Source organism: Streptomyces hygroscopicus (assembly GCF_026168105.1).
Classification (GTDB): domain Bacteria; phylum Actinomycetota; class Actinomycetes; order Streptomycetales; family Streptomycetaceae; genus Streptomyces; species Streptomyces hygroscopicus_D.
This window is the reverse complement of the sequence record NZ_LBMW01000006.1, coordinates 237,949-260,191: the sequence shown is the minus strand read 5'-3', so window position 1 is coordinate 260,191 and position 22,243 is coordinate 237,949. Positions and strand designations below refer to the sequence as shown.

The following is a 22,243-nucleotide window of genomic DNA, read 5'->3' as shown; positions in this document are numbered from 1 at the left end:
ACTGGATCAGAGCAGCCGCTCACGGTCCTCGAGGGCGTCGAGCAGCTCCAGCGCCTGCGCCCGCAACTCCTCGCGCCCCAGGGCGGCGTACCGGGACATCGCGTCCTCGTACGCCGCCCTGTCGGCGCGCTCCAGCGCCTCCCGCACGCGGGCGGAGGACATCGTCGGCTGGAAGCTGCGCAGCAGACGGCAGCGCTCCGCGAGGGCGATCAGCCGGGACGCGGGGGCGGGGGCGCCGCGATCGAGTTCCACCAGGGCGAGCGCGAGCAGCAGCACACCGCAGACGGCGAGGTGGGCCGCGTAGGCGGGCCGGTCGACGGCGGGTCCGGACAGCACCGTCCGCAGCTTGCGCGGGAGTTCGCGGACGAGATCGGCCACCCGGTCGAGACGGCCGTGCTGGGCGTGGGCGATGACCGCGGCACCCTGGGTCTCCAGGACCCACGCCTCCAGACCGGGCGGCTCGGTGTGGAAGAACGGCCGCTCGACCACCGGGGAGGGTTCGGCGGCCCTTCGCCACATGCGCAGCCCCGCCTCGGTCTCGCCCCGGGCGAGCAGGATCTCGGCGCGCACCCCGCGCTGGAAAGTCGCCTGGCCGTAGGTGTCGTCGGTGTCCTGGGTGTACTGCCCCGTCGACTGCTCCAGCCAATACTGGGCCTCGTCGACCTCACCGAGCAGCAGGGACGCCATGACCAGCCCCCAGCGGATCCCGACCTCCTCGGCCCCGGGGCCAAGGAGCCGCTCCTGGAGATGGAGTGCGACCCGCAGATGGTGCCGGGCGCGCTCACCCTGCTCCATCTGCAGACTCAGCTCGCTGACGCGGGAGTGGGCAAGGAGCAGGGGAACGGGCCGGCCGTCGTCCTTGAGGGCGTCGAGCATGCGGTCGGTGGCGGCGAGGGCTCCGTCGATGTCACCCCGCGCCTCCCGCACATAGCCCGTGACGGCCTCGGAAACCGCGGCGGCCAGGGGCGCGGTGCCCGGGGGCACCGCGTGATCGGGGCGGAACACCGCGGGGGTGCCGGCGAGGACGGCCGCGATGGCGCGCGGCAGGGTGTCCGGCGGGGCGGGCGACAGTCGGCGCAGCACGGACACGAATCGCAGGGCACGGGTGCCGTCGCCCTCGAACAGGAAGAGGTCGCAGGCGAACAGCGCGGCGGCGGTCCGGGTGGCCTCCACGAACGCGGGCCCGGGCCGGAAGTGGCTGATGAGGTGGCCGGTCTCCTGGATCAGCGCGGCCACACGGGTGTAGCGGGGCTCCATGTTCCACAGGCCTGCCAGCACGGCGGCGCACGCCACGACCGTGGGCGCGTCGTCGCGGGCGAGCGCCAGACGCAGGGCGTGCAGCAGGTTGTCCTGTTCGGCGCGGACCGGGTCGAGGTCGACCGAGGAGTCCGCCTCCGGCGCGCAGGCGTGGTGGGCGAGACCGAACTCCCGTGCCCACGTCAGGAACTGCCTCGTCACCTGCTCCGTCTCGCCGGCCTCCTCGCGGCAGGCGGTACTGAACTGCCGCACGGTCTCCAGCATGCGGAAACGGGCCCCGCACGGGGTGTCCATGACCTTGAGCAGCGACTGGTCGACGAGGTCTTCCAGCACGTCTCCGTCGCCGAGGAGTTGCCCGGCCGCGTCCGCGGTGAAGCCGTCCGGGAAGACGGACAGGGCACGCAGGGCCCGCTGTCCGGCCGCGTCGAGGAGGTGCCAGCTCCAGTCGACGACGGCGAGCAGGGTGCGGTGGCGTTCCGGCGCGTCCCGGAGCCCGCCGCGCAGCAGGGCGAAGCGGTCGTCGAGGCGGCGGGCGATCTCGGTGACGGACATGACGCGCACGCGGGCCGCGGCCAGTTCGGCGGCCAGGGGCAGCCCGTCGAGGCGGCGGCACAGCTCCTCGACGGCTGCCGGCGGCAGTTCGACGCCGGGCCGTGCGGCACGGGCCCGCTGCCCGAACAGCTCGACGGTGGTCGTGAGGCTCAGTTCCGGCAGCAGGTAGACCGATTCGGAGCTGAGCCCGAGGGGGGCGCGGCTGGTGGTGAGCACGCGCAGGTCGCGGGTGAGGGAGACCAGCACACGGACGAGGTCGGCGACGCCGCGCACCACCTGTTCGCAGTTGTCGAGGACGAGCAGGGCGGGTCCGGGGCCGAGGGCGCCGGCGATACCGGTGAGCAGGTCCGGGGTCACGGTGTCGCCGACCCCGAGGACTCCGGCGACCTCGCCCACGACGTCGTTGTCCCCCGTCACCCCGGCGAGCGGCACGAAGTGCACGGCTTTCTGCTCGGCCTCGCGGCCTACCACCTGCGCCAGGCGGGTCTTGCCGAGGCCGCCCGCACCGACGATCGAGACCACCCGCGAGGTGCGCAGCAGCCCGCCGACGGCGGCTATGTCGTCGGCGCGCCCGAGCAGTGGGTTCGGCTCGTGCGGTATGCCGCGGCGCACGCTCGGCGCCTCGTCGCGCAGCAGTTCCTGGTGGACCGTGCGCAGGGCGGGACCCGGGTCGGCGCCGAGGTCCTCGCGCAGGGCCCGGCGGTAGGCGTCGTAGCGGGCCAGTGCGGCGGCGGGTCCGGAGGTCGCCGCCTCGCAGCGCAGCAGTTCGGCGAGGATCTCCTCGTCGCGCGGATGCCCGGCGGCGAGCGCGGTGAGCGGTTCGACCGCCTCGACGTGCCGGCCGAGGCGCCCGAGGGCGAGCGCGCGGGCCCGCGCCAGGGCGGTGTACGTCGTCGCGCGCGCCGCCCGCAGTGCGGAGACCGGGTCGTCGGGGGCGTCGTCGCCGGGCGGCCCGTCCCAGTGGGCGAGCCCGGCCTCGGCGTGCGCGAGGGCCGCCGTGTGGTCGCCGTCGCGTGCGGCACGGGCGGCCCGGGTGCCGGCGAGCAGGACGGCAGAGGTGTCGATGGCCTCGGCGTCCAGGGTGAGCCGGTAGCCGGTGGCGGTGGCGGCGATGGTCTCGGCGCCGAGCTGGGAACGGGCGCGCGAGACGAGGACCTGGAGCGCCTTGGTGGGTTTCTCGGGCTGCTCGTCGGGCCACAGTCCGTCGACCAGCCGGGCGGCGCTGCACCCCGCGCGCGGCTCGTCGGCGAGCAGCGCGAGCAGTCCGCGCAACCGGGGTCCGCTGATCTCCCGGCCACGATGGGACACTTGGGTGAGGAAGGTCAGCTCGGTCGTCACCCGAGTAGGTTAGAGGCCGCCCGTTGTCGGTGGGGCGTGCGATGCTGACCGCGTGGACGTCGACGACCTGGTCCGGCTGCGGCGCGCGCGTGACCGGATGGACCGTGAGTACGCGCAGCCGCTGGACATGACCGCGCTCGCGCGCACCGCGCTGATGTCGCCGGGGCACTTCCAGCGCAGCTTCCGCGCGGCCTACGGGGAGACGCCGTACAGCTATCTGATGACCCGTCGCATCGAGCGGGCCAAGGCGCTGCTGCGGCGCGGCGATCTGTCCGTGACGGAGGTCTGCCTGGCCGTGGGGTGTACCTCGCTCGGGTCGTTCAGCTCGCGCTTCACGGAGCTGGTGGGCGAGACGCCGAGCGCGTACCGGGCGCGGTCGCACGAACAGGGGGCGGCGATACCGCCGTGCGTGGCGAAGGGTCTGACCCGCCCGCGCCGGGGCCGGCCGGGCGATACCCGCGCGGATCCGCGCGCGCAGCTCTAGCGTGGGGTCATGGACCTGAAACTCTCCCAGTGCTTCATCGCCGTGGACGACCACGACAAGGCGCTCGCCTTCTACCGGGACGTCCTGGGCCTTGAGGTCCGCAACGACGTCGGCTTCGAGGGGATGCGCTGGGTGACGGTCGGTTCACCGCTCCAGCCGGACGTGGAGATCGTCCTGGAACCCCCGGCGGCGAACCCGGACACGTCTCCCGCGGACCGCCAGGCGATGGCCGAGCTGCTCGCCAAGGGAATCCTGCGGGGCGTCATCTTCTCCACCGAGGACTGCGACGCCCTCTTCGCCCGCGTCGAGGCGTCCGGCGCCGAGGTGCTCCAGGAACCCATGGACCAGCCGTACGGTGTACGGGACTGCGCCTTCCGCGACCCGGCGGGCAATATGCTGCGCTTCACGGAACGCCGCGGCGGCTGACGGGGCCGACGCGGCCCGGCGGCCCGGCGGTCCGAGCGGGAAACACCGTTGCGTGATCCGACCGGGCAGGAGACGGTACGGGCGCCGTGTACCGCCTGCCGAGGAGCTCCGTATGCGCGAACCCGTCCGCTGGACGTACGCCTTCGTCGACCGCCCCGGCGAGGAGTTCGCAACTGCCCGCGACTTCTGGACCGCCGTCACGGGGTCCAGGCTGTCCGAACCCCGGGGCGAGCGGCAGGAGTTCATGACGCTGGTGCCGGAGTCGGGCGACGCATACGTGAAGCTGCAGGCCGTCCACGCGGACGGTGGCGCCCATCTCGATCTCGCCGTCGAGGATGTGCCCGCGCTGGTCGCGGCGGCCCGGCGGCTGGGCGCGGACGTCGCCGCCGACCACGCCGGGTGGGCGGTGCTCCGATCCCCGGGCGGTCTGTCGTTCTGCGCCGTGCCCTGGCACGGCGAATCGGTGCGGCCGCCCGTGGTCGAGGGGCCCGGCGGCGAGGCGTCCCGGCTCGACCAGGTCTGCCTCGATCTCGCACCGGATGCGTTCGAGGCGGAAGTCGCCTTCTGGAGCGATCTCACCGGCTGGGAGTCGTTCCCCGGCTCCCAGCCCGAGTTCCACGTGGTCGGGCCGCCCGCGGGCCTGCCCGTTCGCATCCTGCTGCAACGTCTCGGCACCACCCGGCCCGCCTCCGCCCACCTCGACCTGGCGTGCGCGGACATCGAGACGGTCCGCGCCCGGCACGAGGCGCTCGGCGCCGCGTCCGTCGCCCGCGGCGCCCACTGGACGGTGATGCGTGACCCGGCGGGCGGAACCTACTGTCTGACGGGCCGCGACCCCTGGACGGGCAGCCCGACCGGCTGACGGGCCGCAGACAGGGCGGTCACCGGCGGGCCCGCGCCCGGACGTGTACGCAGATCACCTGCGTCGGCCTCGCGGTGTACGCCCGGATCGGGCACCCCGTCCCGCCCGCATCGGCCGACAGCAACGGAGTCGGCGCCTGCTCCCACCGGGCGCGAGGTGTCGGCTGGTCCGCGTGCTGCAGCCACAGCGTGAGGCCCCCGCCCGTCACCACCAGCGCCGCCCAGACGCCGACCGACCAGCGCCACACCCGGCGTGGTCCCCCCGCCGCGGTCACGACTGCGCCGCCGCCCCGCCGTCCCAGACCTCCACATCCACCACGGCGGACACCGGTATCGGCCCGTACACGTGCGGGAACTCCTCGCCGCCGGGCGTCGCGGCCTCGTAGCGCAGGGGGGCCGTAAGCCGCTCCGGATCGATGACCAGCAGCACCAGTTCGTCCGGCCCGTCGTACGCCCCGTACAGGAAGCGGGCCACGGACGGGACCTGGTGCCGCAGTGAGCAGTGGATGAAGCCCTCCTCCTGGAGGGTGCGGCCGCGGGTGGACATCTCGTAGGTGCCGGTCGCGCGGGCCGCCTCCCACAGGGAGCGCTGAGTGAGGTGCACAAGAGGTTCGGACATACCGTCAACCTAAGGCCTTGGTTCTGCCGCCCGGCTCGTGCGGGTGCGGCTCGTCCGGATCCTGCCGCACATACGCCGGGCACTCCGGATTGCGGCAGGGCCCGGGCCGCCATACCGGAACGAAGGCGCCCAGCGTCTTGTGGCGCCGTACGACCGTGGCGACGGGCTGCCCGCACGACGGACAGGTACGGTCATCGCTGCCCATGCCCTCAGGGTAGGGCGGGCCCACGGCCCGGCGCCTCCCACGCGGCGGATTCAGCGCGGCTCACGCCACATCGGCCACATCCGGGGGCCGTCCGGGAGGTCGATCGTGCGGTCGGTGAGGGCGAAGCCGAGCCGTTCGTACAGCCTGGTGCTGCGGGCGCTGCTCGCCTCCAGATAGGCGGGCAGGCGCTCGCCATCGCAGCGGTGGAGGACATGCCGGATGAGCGCGGTGCCGAGGCCCCGGCCCTGGAGCCGCGGTGCCACGGCGATCATCCACAGGTATTCGTGGGCACGGTCCGCGGGGTGCGACTCGGCCATCAGCCGCGCGATCCGCTCCACGCGCTCGTTGTCCGGGTCGACCGTCTCCCGGAGCCGCGTGGCCTCGTCCTCCTCCGCGCCCTTGTCGTCGGAGTGATCAACGGCCGGCAGGGACAGCCACAGCGCACACGCGGTGCCGTCCTCGGTCACGTCGATGCGCCCTTCGGCGAGCACGATGTCGGTGAACGCGGCCATCAGCCTGGAGTGCGCCGTACGACGATGGTCCTCGCCCGGAAAGACCCAGGTGCTGACCGGGTCGTCCTGGAACGCCTCGTCCAACAGCCGGACGACCAACTCGCGATCGCCCTCGTCCGCCGCGCGGATCGCCACGCCCATCTGCCCACCCCTTCGCCTCAACTCGCCTTGCCCGTTTGGCTGTTGCAGCCTAACCGGAATCCTCCCGGCCCCGGGGCCGGGGGCGGCGGGTGGCGCGGGTGCGCAAGGCGCGGGCCCCGCACACCGTGGGGATGTGCGGGGCCCGCCCCGGCCGGAGGCGCCGGGTGCCGGGCGGGGTCAGGAGCCGCTCGGCACCCGGGTCTCCGGGGTCTCTCCTCATGCGCGGTCAGGAGGTGCGCCGTGTCACGAACTCGGCCAGGGCCAGCAGGCCGTCTGCCGCCTGCGGGTCGGGGACGGCGCGGGACAGCTCCTGCACCGCCCGGGCCATCCGGTCGGCCGCCTCCACCTGCGCCCAGTCGCGGCCGCCCGCCTGCTCGACAGCGAGGACGGTGCGCTCCAACTCCCCTTCTTGGAACGGTCCTTGGTACAGCTCGGCCAGTTCTGCCGCCGCCGGGGTGCCCGAGGCGAGCGCGGCCACCACGGGAAGCGACTTCTTGCGGGCCATGAGGTCCGCCCCGGCCGGCTTGCCGGTACGGCTCGGGTCCCCCCAGATCCCGATCACGTCGTCGATGAGCTGGAAGGCGAGTCCGGCCTCGCGGCCGAACGCGTCCAGCGCCTCGACGTCGTCTTCGTCGGCCCCCGCGTACAGCGCACCGAGCGCGCAGGCGCAGCCGAGCAGTGCGCCCGTCTTCGCCTCGGCCATGGCGAGCACCTCGTCGAGGGTGACCTCGCGCGGGCCGCGCCGCTCCATGGCCGTGTCCGCGTGCTGCCCGGCGCACAGTTCGACGACGCAGGCCGCGAGCCGCGCGGCGGCGGCCCCGGATGCCGGATGCGGGTCCTCGGCGAGCAGCCGCTGGGCCAGGGCCTGCAGGGCGTCCCCGGCGAGGATCGCGTCGGCGTCGCCGAACACGGTCCAGGCGGTGGGGCGGTGCCTGCGGGTGGTGTCCCGGTCCATCACGTCGTCGTGCAGCAACGTGAAGTTGTGCACCAGCTCGACGGCCGCGGCGGCCCGTACGGCGGCGGCCCCCCGCCCGCCGAGCGCCCGGGCCGCGGTCAGGACCAGCGCGGGGCGTATCGCCTTGCCCGCGTTTCCGGCCGCCGGGGTGCCGTCCGCGTGTTCCCAGCCGAAGTGGTAGCGCGCGATCCGGCGCATCGAGCCGGGCAGCGAGTCGACGGCCCTGCGCAGCTCCGGGTCGACCGATGCCCGGGCCCGCTCCAGGATCGCCTCGGCCTCCTGCCCGTCGGGCGGTACCGCCGGGCCCGGCAGCGGTTCGTGCCGCCCTCCGGGGCGGGTCGGGCTCGGCCTTGCGAGGGTCGGGCTCTGCTTCGGCTCCGTCATGAACTCACCCATGGGACCGCCTCGAAGGGTCTGCGGACGGTGACGTCTGTGCCGCCCCCGGTCGCGCACCCCGAGGGTGTACCCACCCGGATGGGCAGGAACACGGCATGCCGCTTGTGCGCAGGGTCACCTCCAGCGGCCGATCTCTACGCTCTCCAGGACGCCCAGCGCATCGGGCACCAGGACGGCGGCCGAGTAGTAGGCCGTCACCAGGTACTTGATGATCGCCTGCTCGTTGATGCCCATGAAGCGCACCGACAGGCTGGGCTCGATCTCGTCGGGGAGGCCGGACTGCCTCAGACCGACGACTCCCTGCTCCTCCTCTCCGGTACGCATGGCGATGATCGATGTCGTACGCGCCTCGCTGACCGGGATCTTGTTGCACGGGAAGATCGGCACTCCGCGCCAGGTGGGGATGCGGTTGCCCCCGATGTCGATGCTCTCCGGGACCAGTCCGCGCTTGTTGAGTTCACGCCCGAACGCGGCGATCGCGCGCGGGTGGGCGAGGAACAGCCTGGTGCCGCGCCGCCTGCTGAGCAGCTCGTCCATGTCGTCGGGGCTCGGGACGCCGTCGTGCGGCTGCAGCCGCTGGTCGTACTCGCAGTTGTGGAGCAGTCCGAAGTCGGGGTTGTTGACGAGCTCGTGCTCCTGGCGCTCCTTCAGTGCCTCGACCGTGAGCCGCAGCTGGTGTTCGGTCTGGTTCATCGGCTGGTTGTAGAGGTCGGCCACGCGGGTGTGGATGCGCAGGACGGTCTGGGCGATGCTCAGTTCGTACTCGCGGGGCGCGGCCTCGTAGTCGACGAAGGTGTGCGGGATGTCCGGCTCGCCACTGTGGCCCGCGGCGAGGTCGATGTTCTTCTCGCCGTACTTGTTGGTGTGCTGCTCGGGGATCGAGCGCTGCTGCCGAAGGTGCTCGCCCAGCGACTCGGCACGCTCCGCGATCTGTTCGACGTCCCGGCGGGGCAGGGCGAGCACCGTGCAGGCGGTGACCGCGCGGGCCGTGTACTCCCAGATGGCGTCCGGGTCCAGCAGCGCCTGTTCGCCGAAGTAGGCGCCGTCGGCGAGGACGCCCAGAACCGCATCGCCCCCGTAGGGGCCGGTGCCGATCTTCTCGACCTTGCCGTGCGCGAGCAGGAACACCTCGTCGGCCTGGCTGCCGAACTCCGCGAGCACGTCCCCGGGCGCGAATCTGCGCTGCTGGCACCGCTGGGCGACTTCGGCGAGCACGTCCTGGTCGTCATATGTGCGCAGGGGCGGCAGCTCGCCCAGTTCCGCGGGGATGACCGCGACATGGTCGCCCGTCTTCACAAATGTCACGCGGCCGTCGCCCACGGAGTAGGTGAGACGGCGATTGACCCGGTACGTACCGCCCTGCACGTTCACCCACGGCAGCATGCGCAGCAGCCATCGTGAGCTGATCTCCTGCATCTGGGGCGCGGACTTGGTGGTGGTGGCCAGGTTCCGCGCGGCCGCTGGGCCAAGGCTCTGCTGCGGCCTGTTCTCCTCCGCACGGACCTCTTCGCCTACCGACATGTGAAATGCCCCTCCCGATCATGCACTGATCTGCGGGAAGAAGCCTCTCAGCACGGAGAGTGTCCAGACCATTACCCAAAAGAGCGGGAATGGATCAACGTCGGGCGGGGCACACTGAGGCGCCGTCGAGCGGCGTGATCACCGATGAATCCTCCGTTGGCCGGAGGAGGAGCAGGGAGGAGGAGCAGGAGGGAACGTTCCTCCAGCGCCTGAGGGCCGAGGGCCTGACCGTCGTCGAGGTCGGCGACCGGGAGCACAACCGCAGACGGCGACCGCCGCCTCCGTGACCGGCGCCTCCGCGACCGCCTGGCATGACGCCGGCCACTTCCGGGCGCGGCGTGCGGTCCCGGACGAGTGTCCGACAATGTGGGGGTGACCAGCACCGCTGCACCGCACCCGGAACCAGTCGACCCGGCCGTGCTGCACCCACGGCTGCCGTCACCGCTGTACGAGATCGCCGACGAGCGTTTCACACGCCACGGCGTGCGGCTCCTGCTCAAGCGGGACGACCTGATCCACTCGGACCTGGTCGGCAACAAATGGCGCAAGCTCGCCCCGAACCTGCGGGCCGCGGCCGGCCGTCGCGTGCTCACCTTCGGCGGCGCGTACTCCAACCATCTGCGGGCCACGGCCGCGGCGGGCCGCCTCCTCGGGCTGGAGACGATCGGCGTCGTCCGTGGTCAGGAGCTGGCGGACCGCCCCCTCAACCCCTCCCTGGCCTGCTGCGCGGCCGACGGCATGCGGCTGCACTTCATCGACAGATCGACTTACCGCCGCAAGTCGGAACCGAAGACCATGGTCGGCATCCTGCGCGCGGCGCAGGCCGAGGAGGCGTACGTGGTGCCGGAGGGCGGCAGCAACGCCCTCGCCGTGCACGGCTGCCGTGCGCTCGGGCAGGAGTTGCGCGGCCTGGCGGACGTGGTCGCCGTGGCGTGCGGCACCGGTGGCACGCTGGCCGGCCTGGCCGCGGGCCTCGCCCCCGGCCAGCGGGCCCTCGGGGTACCGGTCCTCAAGGGCGACTTCCTGGCCGCCGAGACGGCCGCCCTGCAGAGGCGGGCCTTCGGCGGCCGCCGCGGTACCTGGTCCCTGGACAGCCGCTTCCACTTCGGTGGCTACGCCCGCATACCGGACGAACTCGAGGCCTTCGCCGACGACTTCGCCTCGCGTCACGCCCTCCCGGTGGAACGTCTCTATGTCGCCAAGCTGTTGTACGGACTTGTCGCCCTGGCCGAGGAGGGCGCGTTCCCCGCGGGGACGACACTGGCCGCCGTGATCACCGGGAGGCCTTTCCCCTAGAGACCAGGAAAGACCAGGAGAGCCGGGAAAGGCCAGAAGAGCCAGGAAGGGCCAGGCGAAAGGTCTCCGGGTCACGGGACCGCTCACGTCGTCTCCCGGTAGGCCGCCGCCTCCTCCAGGTCCAGCCGGCGCAGCAGCGTGCGGAGCATCTCGTCGTCGATGTAGCGGTGGTTGCGGAGCTTGACGAAGACCTCGCGTTCCGCGCCGATCATCTCGCGGGACAGACGGCGGTAGGTGCCGTCGACCGTTTCGCCGGTCACCGGGTTCACCGAGCCCAGCCGCTCCCAGACCGCGTTGCGACGGCGCTCCAGGACCGTGCGGAGGCGGTCGGCCAGCGGGGGCGGCAGCGCGTTGCGCTCGTCGTCGAGGAGCTCGTCGAGACGCTGCTCGGCGGCGCGGGACGCCTGCGCCTGGGCGTTCGCCTCGGCGAGGGTCTCCGCCTGCGTGTCGCGCGCGGGCAGTCGCAGCAGCCGGATGAGCGGGGGCAGCGTCAGGCCCTGCACCACCAGCGTGCCGATCACCGTCGTGAAGGTCAGGAACAGGATCAGGTTGCGGTCGGGGAAGGGGCCGCCCCCGTGCACGGTCCGCGGGATCGAGAAGGCGATGGCGAGCGAGACGACGCCTCTCATCCCCGCCCAGCCGACGATGAACGGCGCCTTCCAGCTGGGGTTCTCCTCGCGCTCCCGGATGCGCGCGAACAGCATGCGCGGCAGGAAGGTCGCCGGATACACCCATACGAACCGTGACACGACGACCACGAGGAACACGGCCACCGCGTACCAGGCCGCGCGCGTGCCCTCGTACCGGCCGAGTCCCTTCAGGACGACGGGCAGTTGCAGTCCGATGAGCGCGAACACCGCCGACTCCAGGACGAAGGCGACCATCTTCCACACCGCCTCCTCCTGGAGCCGGGTGGCGAAGTCGACTGTCCAGTTGTGGTAACCGAGGTAGAGGGCCACGACGACCACGGCGAGCACCCCCGACGCGTGCACCCACTCCGCGGTCCCGTACGCCACGTACGGGATCAGCAGGGAGAGGGTGTTCTGCAGCAGCGCCTCCTTCAGGTGCGTGCGCAGCCAGTGGATCGGCACCATCAGCAGCAGACCGACCACGACCCCGCCGACCGCCGCCAGCAGGAACTCCCGCACCCCACCCGCCCAGGTCGCACCCTCCCCGACCGCCGCCGCGAGCGCCACCTTGTACGCGGTGATCGCGGTCGCGTCGTTCACCAGCGACTCCCCCTGCAGGATCGTGGTGATCCGCGACGGCAGCCCCACCCGCCGGGCGACCGCCGTGGCCGCGACCGCGTCCGGCGGAGCGACCACCGCGCCCAGCACCAGCGCCGCGGTCGGCGGCAGCCCCGGGATGATCAGATAAGCCGCCCATCCCACGACGAGCGTCGCGAACAGCACATAGCCGACGGACAGCAGTGCCACGGGCCGCATCTGCGCCCGCAGGTCCAGGTACGAGCTCTCGGTGGCCGCCGTGTACAGCAGCGGGGGCAGCACCAGCGGCAGGACCACACCGGGGGCGAGGACGTAGTGGGGCACCCCGGGCACGTACGAGAGCGCGAGGCCCACCGCCACGAGCAGCAGCGGCGCGGGCACCGGGGTGCGGCGCGCCGCACCGGCGACGGACGCGCTGCCGGCGACCAGCAACAGCAGTGGCAACACGTTCATCGTCTTCCGCCCGCCCTCGTTTTCCGCGCCGCTTCCCATGGACCCGTCGTAACCTGGCAATCATGAAACAGTGCACGCACGCCGACGCGCTGCCGCACCCCGAACCCGACCCCCAGAGCGAAACGTGCCTGGAGTGCCTCGCCGCCGGCGCGCACCCGGTGCAACTGCGGCTGTGCCTGGAGTGCGGACACGTGGGCTGCTGCGACTCCTCGCCCCTGCGACACGCCACGGCGCACCACGAGGAGAGCGGCCACCCGGTGATGCGCACCTTCGAACCCGGCGAGAACTGGCGCTGGTGCTTCGTCGACCATGTACTCGCGTGACTCCGGATCCGTACTCGTGTGACTCTGGATCCGGACGGTTCGACGGTCTGACGCCTGGGTACGTCAAACCGGCGCGCGCTCTTCCCATTTGGGCCCGCAGACCCCTAGCCACTGTGTGTATCCATAGGTTTACTATGAGTGACAGTAAGGGGGCGGGGTCCTGGGGACAGAGAAGCTGAGAGCGCGATAGCGTCACCGCTGAACCACGTAGGGCGTTACCCCGAGGGGCGACCCTCGGCCCCCGAAAGAGCTTGTACCACCTTGGAGGTGAGGGTGTCCCAGATCGCAGGCGAGCCCGCGACCCAGGACTTCGTGGAAGTCCGGCTGCCGGCAGCGGGTGCCTACCTGTCGGTGCTGCGCACGGCCACGGCCGGTCTCGCGGCCCGTTTGGACTTCACCCTCGACGAGATCGAGGACCTGCGCATCGCGGTCGACGAGGCCTGCGCGATCCTGCTGCAGCAGGCCGTGCCCGGCTCGGTGCTCAGCTGTGTCTTCCGACTCATCGACGACTCGCTGGAGGTCACGGTCGCAGCCCCGACCACGGACGGTCACGCCCCCTCGCGGGACACCTTCGCCTGGACCGTCCTGTCGGCCCTGGCCGGCAAGGTCTCTTCCGCGGTCGCCGACGACAAGACCGTGTCCATCAGCCTCTACAAACAGCGCGGCGCGGGACCCGGGCCGGCGTGACGAACGGGGACGGGCCGGTGCGGGACGAAGAGCGCGGCACACGGGATCTTTCCGCCGGGAACGCCGGAGGCGCGGGCGGGTCGCGGCGCGTTGCGGGCGGCGTGGACGGCATCCCGGAGCAGGCCCGCCCGCACCCGGAGGACGAGGTCTCGGCGGTCGTTGCACCTGCGCAGGCGGGGCAGGCCGACGCGGACGAGGCGTTCTCCGGCCGGAGCGACGGACGAGGGGATCCGGACAGTGCCACGCGGAGCGCGTCCTCCGGAGGACATGGGGCCTCCCCTGCTCGAGCGGAGTCGAGAGCGCGGGGAAGGGTGACGGGCGGGACGATGAGCGAGCACGAGCGAAACGCTGAGCACGGTGTGCCGGGCGGCGCACAGCACGACCCACAGGACCGTGGCGGAGCGCGGGCCATGTTCGTCGAGCTGCGCAAGCTGAGGGACGGCAGCCCCGAGTACGCGGAGCTGCGCAATCAGCTGGTCCGGATGCACCTGCCGCTCGTCGAGCACCTCGCGCGCCGCTTCCGCAATCGTGGTGAGCCGCTCGACGACCTGACCCAGGTCGCCACCATCGGCCTGATCAAGTCGGTCGACCGCTTCGACCCGGAGCGCGGCGTCGAGTTCTCGACGTACGCGACCCCGACGGTGGTCGGCGAGATCAAGCGCCACTTCCGTGACAAGGGCTGGGCGGTGCGGGTACCGCGCCGTCTGCAGGAGCTGCGCCTGGCACTGACGACGGCCACGGCCGAGCTGTCCCAGCTGCACGGCCGTTCCCCGACGGTCCACGAGCTGGCGGAGAAGCTGGCCATCTCGGAGGAGGAGGTCCTGGAGGGCCTGGAGTCCGCCAACGCGTACTCGACGCTGTCCCTGGACGTTCCCGACACGGATGACGAGTCCCCGGCGGTCGCGGACACCCTCGGGGCGGAGGACGAGGCGCTGGAGGGCGTCGAGTACCGCGAGTCGCTGAAGCCGCTGCTCGAGGACCTTCCCCCACGCGAGAAGCGGATCCTGCTTCTCCGCTTCTTTGGCAATATGACGCAGTCGCAGATCGCGCAGGAGGTCGGCATCTCGCAGATGCACGTCTCGCGTCTGCTGGCCCGGACGCTGGCGCAGCTGCGGGAGAAGTTGCTCGTCGAGGAGTGACGAAGGGCGACCGGATGTCCGGTCGCCCCATGAGTGCTCCGCCGTCGGCGTCCGCGCCGCCCGCTCGTCTACTTCCGGTCCGTTACTTCCGGTCCGTCGCGTTTACTTCCGGTCCGTCGCGTTGCCGGGCCCCCGGATGCCCAGTGCCCGCGTGGTCGCCGGGTTCACCAGGAGCACCAGCGCCGCCACCGCGACGACGGCGAGCGCGATGCCGCCCGGGATCGCGATGCTGTCGGCCTGGAGCAGGTTGTACGCCACCGGCAGCGCCATGATCTGGGTGATGACGGCGGGCCCCCGGCTCCAGCTGCGTCGCAGCAGCAGACCACGCGCGGCCAGTAGCGGCAGCAGCGCAAGCACGATCAGGGTGATGCCGCCGGTGACGGCCTGCTGACGATCGTCCGGCGAACCCGTGAGGCCCAGGACGAGCATCCAGACGCCGCCCCCGATCAGGGCGAGCGCCTCCAGCCCGGCCAGTGCCGCGGCGGCGGTCAGCCGCGCGGGTCGGGGCTCGGCTGCGGAGGTCTGCGGGGTGGGGTTCTGCTCAGCGCTCACCCCTGAAGGGTAGCCGTCGGGCCGGCGCCCGCCGCGTGGCGTGTCCGCCACCTCTTCACCCAAGACCGCTCCCTGTCACCAAGACCACTCCCCGGCCTCTTACCCGATCCCTACCTCGATGTGGGCCCGGTACCTGCCAGTAGGTACGCTGCACCCCATGCGTGGACTTCTCGTGGTCAATCCGGCGGCAACAACCACAAGCGCGCGTACCCGGGACGTCCTGATCCACGCGCTGGCGAGTGAGATGAAACTCGAGGTGGTCACCACCGAGTACCGGGGCCACGCACGCGACCTCGGCCGCCAGGCCGCGGAGAGCGAGGACATCGAGCTGGTCGTGGTCCTCGGTGGCGACGGCACGGTCAACGAGGTCGTGAACGGCCTGCTGCGCCACGGCCCCGACCCGGACCGCCTCCCTCGCCTCGCGGTCGTCCCGGGCGGGTCGACCAACGTCTTCGCCCGCGCCCTCGGACTGCCCAACGACGCCGTGGAGGCCACCGGCGCCATCCTCGACGCCCTGCGCGAGGACCGCGAGCGCACGGTCGGCCTGGGTCTCGCCGAGGGCACCCCGGGCACGAGGGACGAGGCGTCACCCCCCCGGTGGTTCACCTTCAACGCCGGTCTCGGCTTCGACGCGGGCGTGGTCGGCCGCGTCGAGCAGCAGCGGGAGCAGGGCAGGCGCTCCACGCACGCGTTGTATCTACGCCAAATGGTGCGTCAGTTTTTGGACGAACCCCACCGCAGGCATGGAACGATCACCCTCGAGCGTGCGGGTGAGGACCCGGTCACCGGTCTCGTCCTGTCCATAATCTGCAATACCGCGCCGTGGACGTTTCTCGGCAATCGCCCGGTGTACGCGTCGCCTAAGGCCTCGTTCGATACAGGGCTCGATGTGCTCGCTCTCAGCCGCATGTCGACTGCCTCGGTTGCCCGGTATGCCACCCAGTTGCTCACTTCGTCCCCCGAGCACGGGCCTCGCGGCAGGCATGTGGTCTCGATGCACGACCTGGGTGAGTTCACCTTGCATTCGAAGGTGCCGCTGCCCCTGCAGATGGACGGCGACCACCTCGGAGTGCGTACGAGCGTGACGTTCACAGGTGTACGCCGTGCACTGCGTGTGATTGTGTGAGCAGAAGGGGCCAAAGTCCTTTCACTCGAACGTTTAGGCCAGGATCCACCCCTTGGAAGTACGGCTGTGACCTAGTCGACACCAAGGAATCAAAAAAAACTTTTCGGAAGGGGTTGTATCCGCCGCTGAGGTTTGCGAGTCTCTACGTGGCGCTCGGGACAGCCCGCACGATCGGCACCCATCGAGAGCCCGAACCCCTCCTCAAACCACAGGACCACGTCAGTGAGTCTGACGATCGGCCCTTCACTTGTTGAGGGATTCGTGAAAGCGTTCACATTCACAAGCACGTTATATCAAGAGAGGTAGCAGCCATGGACTGGCGTCACAACGCCGTTTGCCGCGAGGAAGACCCCGAGCTCTTCTTCCCCATCGGCAACACCGGTCCTGCGCTGCTGCAGATCGAGGAAGCCAAGGCCGTCTGCCGTCGCTGCCCGGTTATCGAGCAGTGCCTGCAGTGGGCGCTCGAGTCCGGTCAGGACTCCGGCGTCTGGGGTGGTCTCAGCGAGGACGAGCGCCGCGCCATGAAGCGCCGTGCCGCTCGCAACCGGGCCCGTCAGGCCTCCGCCTGACATACCCACCCCGTACGAGCCTGAGCTTGGCGGCGCGTACAGCGAGTACGCATCTCCCGCTCCCGAGCCGCAGCGCGCAGTACCCCCGATGCTCCCCCAAACTCTCGACTTCGCTCGAGCAGGGGGACCCCATCGCACTAGCGGGCAACGAGCTTTTGGCCCCGGACCACTTGTGGTCCGGGGCTCATTGCTGTCCGGGGTCCTTCAGAGGGGCGGCGGGGTCACTTCTGCGTCCGCACCGGGATGTCCAGGATCACCCGTGTGCCGCGCTCGGGGGCCGGGACCATGTCGAACGTGCCCCCCAACTCGCCCTCGACCAGCGTCCGCACGATCTGCAGGCCGAGGTTGCCGGCGGTGTGCGGGTCGAAGCCCTCGGGCAGGCCGACCCCGTCGTCCTGGACGGTCACCAGGAGGCGCGCCTCCTTCGTCGTGCCACCGCGGACCGCCGAGACCTCGACCGTGCCGGTGTCCCCCTGGCGGAAGCCGTGCTCCAGAGCGTTCTGCAGAATCTCGGTCAGCACCATGGACAGCGGGGTCGCGACCTCGGCGTCCAGGATGCCGAAGCGGCCGGTGCGCCGGCCCGTGACCTTTCCGGGCGAGATCTCGGCGACCATGGCCAGCACCCGGTCCGCGATCTCGTCGAACTCCACGCGCTCGTCCAGGTTTTGGGACAGCGTCTCATGCACGATGGCGATCGAGCCCACCCTTCGCACGGCCTCCTCGAGGGCTTCCCGCCCCCGCTCGGAATCGATGCGGCGGGCCTGGAGTCGGAGCAGGGCGGCCACCGTCTGGAGGTTGTTCTTCACCCGGTGGTGGATCTCCCGGATGGTCGCGTCCTTGGTGATCAACTCGCGCTCACGGCGCCGCAGTTCGGTGACGTCGCGGAGCAGGACGAGCGAACCGATGCGGGTCCCCTTGGGCTTGAGGGGGATCGCGCGGAACTGGATCACCCCGTCGTTCGCCTCGATCTCGAACTCGCGCGGAGCCCAGCCGCTGGCAACCTTGACTAGCGCCTCGTCCACGGGGCCCCTGGTCGGGGCGAGTTCGGCCGTGGTCCTGCCGAGATGGTGGCCGACGAGGTCGGCGGCGAGGCCCAGACGGTGGTACGCGGACAGCGCGTTCGGCGAGGCGTACTGGACTATGCCGTCCGCGTCCAGTCTGATCAGCCCGTCGCCGACGCGGGGTGAGGCGTCCATGTCGACCTGCTGGTCGGGGAACGGGAAGGCGCCGGCCGCGATCATCTGGGCGAGGTCGGAGGCGCTCTGCAGATAGGTCAGCTCGAGGCGGCTCGGGGTTCGCACGGTCAGCAGGTTGGTGTTGCGCGCGATGACGCCGAGAACGCGCCCCTCGCGTCGTACGGGAATGGACTCGACCCGGACCGGGACCTCCTCTCGCCACTCCGGGTCGCCCTCGCGCACGATCCGGCCCTCGTCCAGGGCCGCGTCCAGCATCGGGCGTCGACCCCGCGGGACGAGGTGGCCGACCATGTCGTCCTGGTACGAGGTGGGGCCCGTGTTGGGACGCATCTGGGCCACGGACACATAGCGCGTGCCGTCGCTGGTCGGCACCCACAGGACAAGGTCGGCGAAGGAGAGGTCGGACAGCAGCTGCCACTCCGACACCAGCAGGTGCAGCCACTCCAGGTCGGAGTCGCTGAGGGCGGTGTGCTGGCGGACCAGCTCGTTCATGGAGGGCACGTGTGCGAGGGTACCCGGGCATTCGGACATCGCTCGAAAACAGCCAGGGCGAAGGCGGCCGGAGGCGGGGCCCGGAAACACCCGCGGGCCGCGGCGCCTGGGAGGGACCCTCAACCCTCCCGGCACCGCAGCCCGGAGCAGCAACGGCCGCGGGGTGTGCGGTCCCGATCGGCCGATGGTTGAGGAGCCGGGGCAGTCAGGGCAGAGAGCGCCGGTTCCTCGATCCGTCTTCCTGTGCGGGGAAGACGGAGGTTCGTGTCACGTCCTCTCGCCACGCTGCGACGAGGACTCTTTACTTACTTTACCCAGTCCGCTGGGGCGTGTGGACTAGACCACGGGCCGTGGACCATGTTCCTGCGTCCGGGCGCGCATGTCCATGCGTTGGAGGATGTTTGTCGTTGTCTCTTTATAGGACATCCGTGGACTGCTTATCGGACATCCATGAACTGTCCACTCGCAGCGTAGCCTCCTTGGGCTCCCGCGTGTGGCCAGATCGTCATGGCGATGTCGGCCAGTGCCTCCAATTCCTCCCGGCTCGCTCCGTCACGCGCCTGTTGGGACATGCCCTGAATGATCGCGCCGGCGTACCGGGCGAGTGCGCCGGTGTCGGTGTCGGCGGGCAGTTCACCGGCGGCGACGCCCTCCTTGATGCGGCTCTCGAAGGCGGCGAGGTCCGCCTTGCGCCGCGCCCGCAGGGACTCCTCGACCTCGGGTGTCGTGCAGTTGGTGGCGGCGTGGATGACCAGGCAGCCGCGCGGATGACCGGGAGCGGTGTAGACGTCGGCGGCCTCGTGGAGCATCCGGTGGAAGGCGGCCCGGGTCGTGGGCTCTTCGGCGAGGGCCCGGTCGCCGAAGGACCCGTACCGGTCGCCGTAGACGCCGACGGCCTCCTCGAACAGCGACCGCTTGTCACCGAACGCCGCGTACAGACTCGGCGCGCCGATGCCCATGACCCTGGTGAGGTCGGAGACGGACGTGGCCTCGTATCCGTGCTCCCAGAAGGCGAGGACGGCCTTCTCCAGGACGGTCGCACGGTCGAAGGAACGGGGTCGGCCGCGCGGCCGTGCCGCGGGCCGGTCGGGGGCGGTCTCCGGTGTGGGCACCGGGCGGTTCGCGGCCCGGCCCCCTGCCGCCGGACTGCGCTCGCCCGGCACGTCCTTCTCCCGGCTGTTCACCATGGGGTGGATTTTATAGCGGGTACTAGAGAAATGTCAGAGGGCGGTAGTAGCGTCCTTTCTGTATCGACCGCTAGGGAAGTAGGGAGGGGGTGGACATCGCGCAGTCGGTCGAGCACCGGCTGGAGCGCGGCGCCGCCCTTGCCGTCCGTCACGACCGCGACCACCGGCCAGACGGACGACACCGGCTGCTTCCATTTCACTCCTCCGCCCCGGGGACCGTGCATCCGGTGGGCGCCCCCTGTACGACGAGCAGGGGAGTCCGGGGCATCGGAGCGCCCCCGGAAAGGGCACTTCTGCTAGATTGGTCTATACCACATGCGTCCTTCAGGTTCCCAGGCGAGCCCCTCTCCAGATCGGCAGGCCCAGCGTGGAAGTTGTCATCGTTCCGGACGCCAAGGCGGGTGGCGAGCTCATCGCCAAGGCCATGGCGCAGCTGCTCCGACGCAAGCCCGACGCACTGCTCGGCGTGGCCACCGGGTCGACGCCGCTGCCCGTCTACGAGGCGCTGGCGGCCAAGGTGCGCTCCGGTGCCGTCGACACCTCGCGTGCCCGCGTCGCGCAGCTCGACGAATACGTGGGGCTGCCGGCCGAGCATCCGGAGTCGTACCGTTCGGTGCTTCGGCGCGAGGTGCTGGAGCCGCTCGGGATCGCGATGGACGCGTTCATGGGGCCGGACGGCACCGCCGCGGACATACCGGCGGCGTGCGGGGCGTACGACAGGGCGCTCTCCGCGGCCGGCGGCGTGGATCTGCAGCTGCTGGGCATCGGCACCGACGGTCACATCGGGTTCAACGAGCCGTGCTCCTCACTCGCCTCACGCACCCGGATCAAGACGCTCACCGAGCAGACCAGGATCGACAACGCGCGCTTCTTCGACGGCGACATCGACCAGGTGCCGCATCACGTGATCACCCAGGGCATAGGGACGATCCTGGAGGCGCGGCACCTCGTGCTCCTCGCGACCGGCGAGGGCAAGGCGGACGCGGTCGGCGCGACCGTCGAGGGCCCGGTGGCTGCGGTCTGCCCCGCCTCCGCCCTCCAGCTCCACCCGCACGCGACGGTCGTCGTCGACGAGGCCGCCGCCTCCAAGCTGAAGCTCGCCGGCTACTTCCGGCACACCTACGCCAACAAGCCGGACTGGCAGGGCATCTGAGCCCCCCGGGGGGCCGCGCGCGTCGCCAGGTGCCGGCTGCCCGCAAGGGGGCGGCCGGCACCCTCGTCGCACGGCTACGCGCCCGCGATGACCTCCGCCGCCGCCCGCCCGCACACGCGGGCCGCCCCGTGCGTGGCGATGTGCAGGGCGCCACGCGGAGCGGCCTGGGGGACGCCCATCTCGACCACGATCGTGTCGGGGCGCTCGGCGAGGAGCTTGTCGAGGGCCCCGGCCATCCACGGGTGGCGGTGTTCGTCGCGGACCACGGCCACGATCCGCCGCGCTCCGGCGGCTTCCAGCGCCGCCGGGCCCGCCGTCTCCCCCGCGAACGCGCCGGTCCGTGTGCCCGGCAGCAGACGGAGCAGTTCCGCGGCCACGCCCCAGGGGGTCTCGTCGCCCACCGCGATGTTGGCGACCGGGATGAGGGCGGCGACGTAGGGCGGATCGGTGAGCGGGGTGAAGCGGTCGGCGCCGGTGACGGTCAGGGCGCGACGGGCCGCGAGCAGGCCGATGTCGGTGCCGTTGGCCGACCGCCGGACGACGCCCTCCAGGGCCGCCGACGCCGTCCACTGCGCCAGCGTCCGGACACGCTCGGCTGCCTCGGCGAGCCGCTCCTCGGCCAGTTCACCCGAGCGCACCGCCGAGACCAGGGCGTCCCGCAGACGCCGTACCGTCTCGTCGTCCGCGAGGCCGCCGCCCACGCAGATGGCGTCCGCTCCGGCCGCGACGGCGAGGACGCTGCCGTGCTCGATGCCGTACGTCCCGGAGATCGCGCGCATCTCCATGCCGTCGGTGACGATCAGGCCGTCATAGCCGAGTTCGCCGCGCAGCAGGTCGGTCAGGACAGGGCGGGACAGTGTTGCCGGGCGGTCCGGGTCCAGGGCCGGGACGATGATGTGTGCACTCATCACCGCGCGTGTGCCGGCGGCGATCGCGGCGCGGAAGGGTGCGAGTTCGCGCTCCTGGAGCACCGAGGGCTCCGCGTCGATGCGCGGCAGCGCGTGATGGGAGTCGACCGCCGTGTCCCCGTGTCCCGGAAAGTGCTTGGTACAGGCGGCGACACCGGCGGACTGGAGGCCGGTGACATACGCCGCGGTATGCCGGGCCACCAGCTCCGTGTCGGCGCCGAAGGACCGTACGCCGATCACCGGGTTCGCGGGGTTGGAGTTCACGTCGGCCGAGGGCGCCCAGTTGAGGTTCACCCCGCACTCCGCGAGCCGTCGGCCGAGTTCCTGCGCCACCTGACGCGTCAGTTCGACGTCGTCCACCGCGCCGAGCGCGTGATTGCCCGGGAACGAGGAGCCCGTCCCCACCTCCAGACGTGTGACGTCGCCCCCCTCCTCGTCGATGGCGACGAGCACGTCGTCACGCTCGGCACGCAACTGGGCGGTCAAGGCGGCGAGTTGTTCCGGCGAGGCGATGTTCCGCCCGAACAGGCCCACGGACGCCAGGCCTTCGCCGAGGCGGCGCAGCAGCCAGTCGGGGGCCGTGGTGCCGGTGAAGCCGGGCTGGAGGACCGTCAGCGCGTCGCGTGTGAGCGTGTCGGTACCGCTGGCGAATGTCGTCATCGGGTGGGT

The 22,243-nt window shown here is 71.5% G+C and carries 21 protein-coding genes; 10 read left to right on the top strand and 11 right to left on the bottom strand.

What is annotated here, in order from left to right:
- Positions 1-6: 6 nt before the first annotated feature.
- Positions 7-3,147 carry an ATP-binding protein gene (locus tag AAW14_RS09525; RefSeq protein ID WP_265561965.1) on the bottom strand — a complete coding sequence of 1,047 codons (3,141 nt, stop codon included), beginning with the start codon at positions 3,145-3,147 and terminating at the stop codon, positions 7-9.
- Positions 3,148-3,199: 52 nt separating this feature from the next.
- On the opposite strand from AAW14_RS09525, the gene AAW14_RS09520 reads away from it, so the two are divergent.
- The 3 genes from AAW14_RS09520 (at position 3,200) to AAW14_RS09510 (ending at position 4,919) form a co-directional block, all read left to right on the top strand.
- Complete coding sequence (locus AAW14_RS09520; RefSeq protein ID WP_265561963.1) at positions 3,200-3,631, top strand: helix-turn-helix transcriptional regulator; 432 nt, start codon at positions 3,200-3,202, stop codon at positions 3,629-3,631.
- A 9-nt stretch (positions 3,632-3,640) separates the two neighbouring features.
- A complete protein-coding gene (locus AAW14_RS09515; protein ID WP_265561961.1) occupies positions 3,641-4,057 on the top strand; it encodes a VOC family protein in 417 nt (138 codons plus the stop codon).
- Between the two features lie 112 nt (positions 4,058-4,169).
- Complete coding sequence (locus AAW14_RS09510) at positions 4,170-4,919, top strand: VOC family protein (protein WP_265561960.1); 750 nt, start codon at positions 4,170-4,172, stop codon at positions 4,917-4,919.
- A gap of 270 nt (positions 4,920-5,189) precedes the next feature.
- On the opposite strand, the gene AAW14_RS09505 is transcribed toward AAW14_RS09510, so the two are convergent.
- The 5 genes from AAW14_RS09505 to AAW14_RS09485 form a co-directional block, all read right to left on the bottom strand.
- The gene (locus AAW14_RS09505; RefSeq protein WP_265561958.1) at positions 5,190-5,537 is read right to left on the bottom strand and encodes a DUF952 domain-containing protein; all 348 of its coding nucleotides are present in this window, start codon (positions 5,535-5,537) and stop codon (positions 5,190-5,192) included.
- A 4-nt stretch (positions 5,538-5,541) separates the two neighbouring features.
- Positions 5,542-5,742: a hypothetical protein gene (locus AAW14_RS09500; RefSeq protein WP_265561956.1), complete on the bottom strand. Its 201-nt coding sequence runs from the start codon at positions 5,740-5,742 to the stop codon at positions 5,542-5,544.
- A 50-nt stretch (positions 5,743-5,792) separates the two neighbouring features.
- The gene (locus AAW14_RS09495; RefSeq protein ID WP_265561955.1) at positions 5,793-6,395 is read right to left on the bottom strand and encodes a GNAT family N-acetyltransferase; all 603 of its coding nucleotides are present in this window, start codon (positions 6,393-6,395) and stop codon (positions 5,793-5,795) included.
- Between the two features lie 226 nt (positions 6,396-6,621).
- Complete coding sequence (locus AAW14_RS09490; RefSeq protein WP_265561953.1) at positions 6,622-7,746, bottom strand: family 2 encapsulin nanocompartment cargo protein polyprenyl transferase; 1,125 nt, start codon at positions 7,744-7,746, stop codon at positions 6,622-6,624.
- Between the two features lie 114 nt (positions 7,747-7,860).
- A complete protein-coding gene (locus AAW14_RS09485; RefSeq protein WP_265561951.1) occupies positions 7,861-9,267 on the bottom strand; it encodes a family 2B encapsulin nanocompartment shell protein in 1,407 nt (468 codons plus the stop codon).
- A gap of 372 nt (positions 9,268-9,639) precedes the next feature.
- Between AAW14_RS09485 and AAW14_RS09480 the strand changes: the two genes are divergently transcribed.
- Positions 9,640-10,563, top strand: a complete 924-nt coding sequence (locus AAW14_RS09480; protein ID WP_265561950.1) for a 1-aminocyclopropane-1-carboxylate deaminase/D-cysteine desulfhydrase — start codon at positions 9,640-9,642, stop codon at positions 10,561-10,563.
- 83 nt (positions 10,564-10,646) lie between these two features.
- Here AAW14_RS09480 and AAW14_RS09475 read toward each other — a convergent pair whose 3' ends face one another.
- Positions 10,647-12,242, bottom strand: coding sequence for a Na+/H+ antiporter (locus AAW14_RS09475; RefSeq protein ID WP_265562023.1), 1,596 nt, complete (start codon positions 12,240-12,242; stop codon positions 10,647-10,649).
- Between the two features lie 62 nt (positions 12,243-12,304).
- Here AAW14_RS09475 and AAW14_RS09470 point away from each other — a divergent pair, with 62 nt between their 5' ends.
- From AAW14_RS09470 to AAW14_RS09460, 3 genes are all read left to right on the top strand, one after another.
- Positions 12,305-12,565, top strand: coding sequence for a UBP-type zinc finger domain-containing protein (locus AAW14_RS09470; protein ID WP_265561948.1), 261 nt, complete (start codon positions 12,305-12,307; stop codon positions 12,563-12,565).
- Positions 12,566-12,838: 273 nt separating this feature from the next.
- Positions 12,839-13,252 (top strand): anti-sigma regulatory factor, encoded by a 414-nt coding sequence (locus AAW14_RS09465; protein ID WP_055492491.1) that lies wholly within the window; start codon positions 12,839-12,841, stop codon positions 13,250-13,252.
- Entirely contained in the window at positions 13,249-14,391 is a 1,143-nt protein-coding gene (locus tag AAW14_RS09460) for an RNA polymerase sigma factor SigF (protein ID WP_265561945.1), read from the top strand. The genes AAW14_RS09465 and AAW14_RS09460 overlap by 4 nt, the downstream gene beginning before the upstream one ends.
- A 102-nt stretch (positions 14,392-14,493) precedes the next feature.
- Here the strand turns inward: AAW14_RS09460 and AAW14_RS09455 are convergent, their stop codons facing one another.
- A complete protein-coding gene (locus AAW14_RS09455; RefSeq protein ID WP_265561943.1) occupies positions 14,494-14,943 on the bottom strand; it encodes a hypothetical protein in 450 nt (149 codons plus the stop codon).
- A 157-nt stretch (positions 14,944-15,100) separates the two neighbouring features.
- Here AAW14_RS09455 and AAW14_RS09450 point away from each other — a divergent pair, with 157 nt between their 5' ends.
- Together AAW14_RS09450 and AAW14_RS09445 are read left to right on the top strand one after the other, a co-directional pair.
- Positions 15,101-16,069, top strand: a complete 969-nt coding sequence (locus AAW14_RS09450) for a diacylglycerol/lipid kinase family protein (RefSeq protein ID WP_265561940.1) — start codon at positions 15,101-15,103, stop codon at positions 16,067-16,069.
- 311 nt (positions 16,070-16,380) lie between these two features.
- Positions 16,381-16,638, top strand: coding sequence for a WhiB family transcriptional regulator (locus AAW14_RS09445; protein ID WP_003992873.1), 258 nt, complete (start codon positions 16,381-16,383; stop codon positions 16,636-16,638).
- Positions 16,639-16,859: 221 nt separating this feature from the next.
- Here AAW14_RS09445 and AAW14_RS09440 read toward each other — a convergent pair whose 3' ends face one another.
- Both AAW14_RS09440 and AAW14_RS09435 read right to left on the bottom strand, forming a co-directional pair.
- The gene (locus AAW14_RS09440; RefSeq protein ID WP_265562021.1) at positions 16,860-18,326 is read right to left on the bottom strand and encodes a sensor histidine kinase; all 1,467 of its coding nucleotides are present in this window, start codon (positions 18,324-18,326) and stop codon (positions 16,860-16,862) included.
- 437 nt (positions 18,327-18,763) lie between these two features.
- Positions 18,764-19,513: a TetR/AcrR family transcriptional regulator gene (locus AAW14_RS09435; protein WP_265561938.1), complete on the bottom strand. Its 750-nt coding sequence runs from the start codon at positions 19,511-19,513 to the stop codon at positions 18,764-18,766.
- A gap of 367 nt (positions 19,514-19,880) precedes the next feature.
- Between AAW14_RS09435 and nagB the strand changes: the two genes are divergently transcribed.
- Entirely contained in the window at positions 19,881-20,666 is a 786-nt protein-coding gene (nagB, locus tag AAW14_RS09430) for a glucosamine-6-phosphate deaminase (RefSeq protein WP_265561936.1), read from the top strand.
- A 74-nt stretch (positions 20,667-20,740) separates the two neighbouring features.
- Here the strand turns inward: nagB and AAW14_RS09425 are convergent, their stop codons facing one another.
- The gene (locus tag AAW14_RS09425; RefSeq protein ID WP_265561935.1) at positions 20,741-22,234 is read right to left on the bottom strand and encodes a glycoside hydrolase family 3 protein; all 1,494 of its coding nucleotides are present in this window, start codon (positions 22,232-22,234) and stop codon (positions 20,741-20,743) included.
- Positions 22,235-22,243 lie beyond the last annotated feature (9 nt).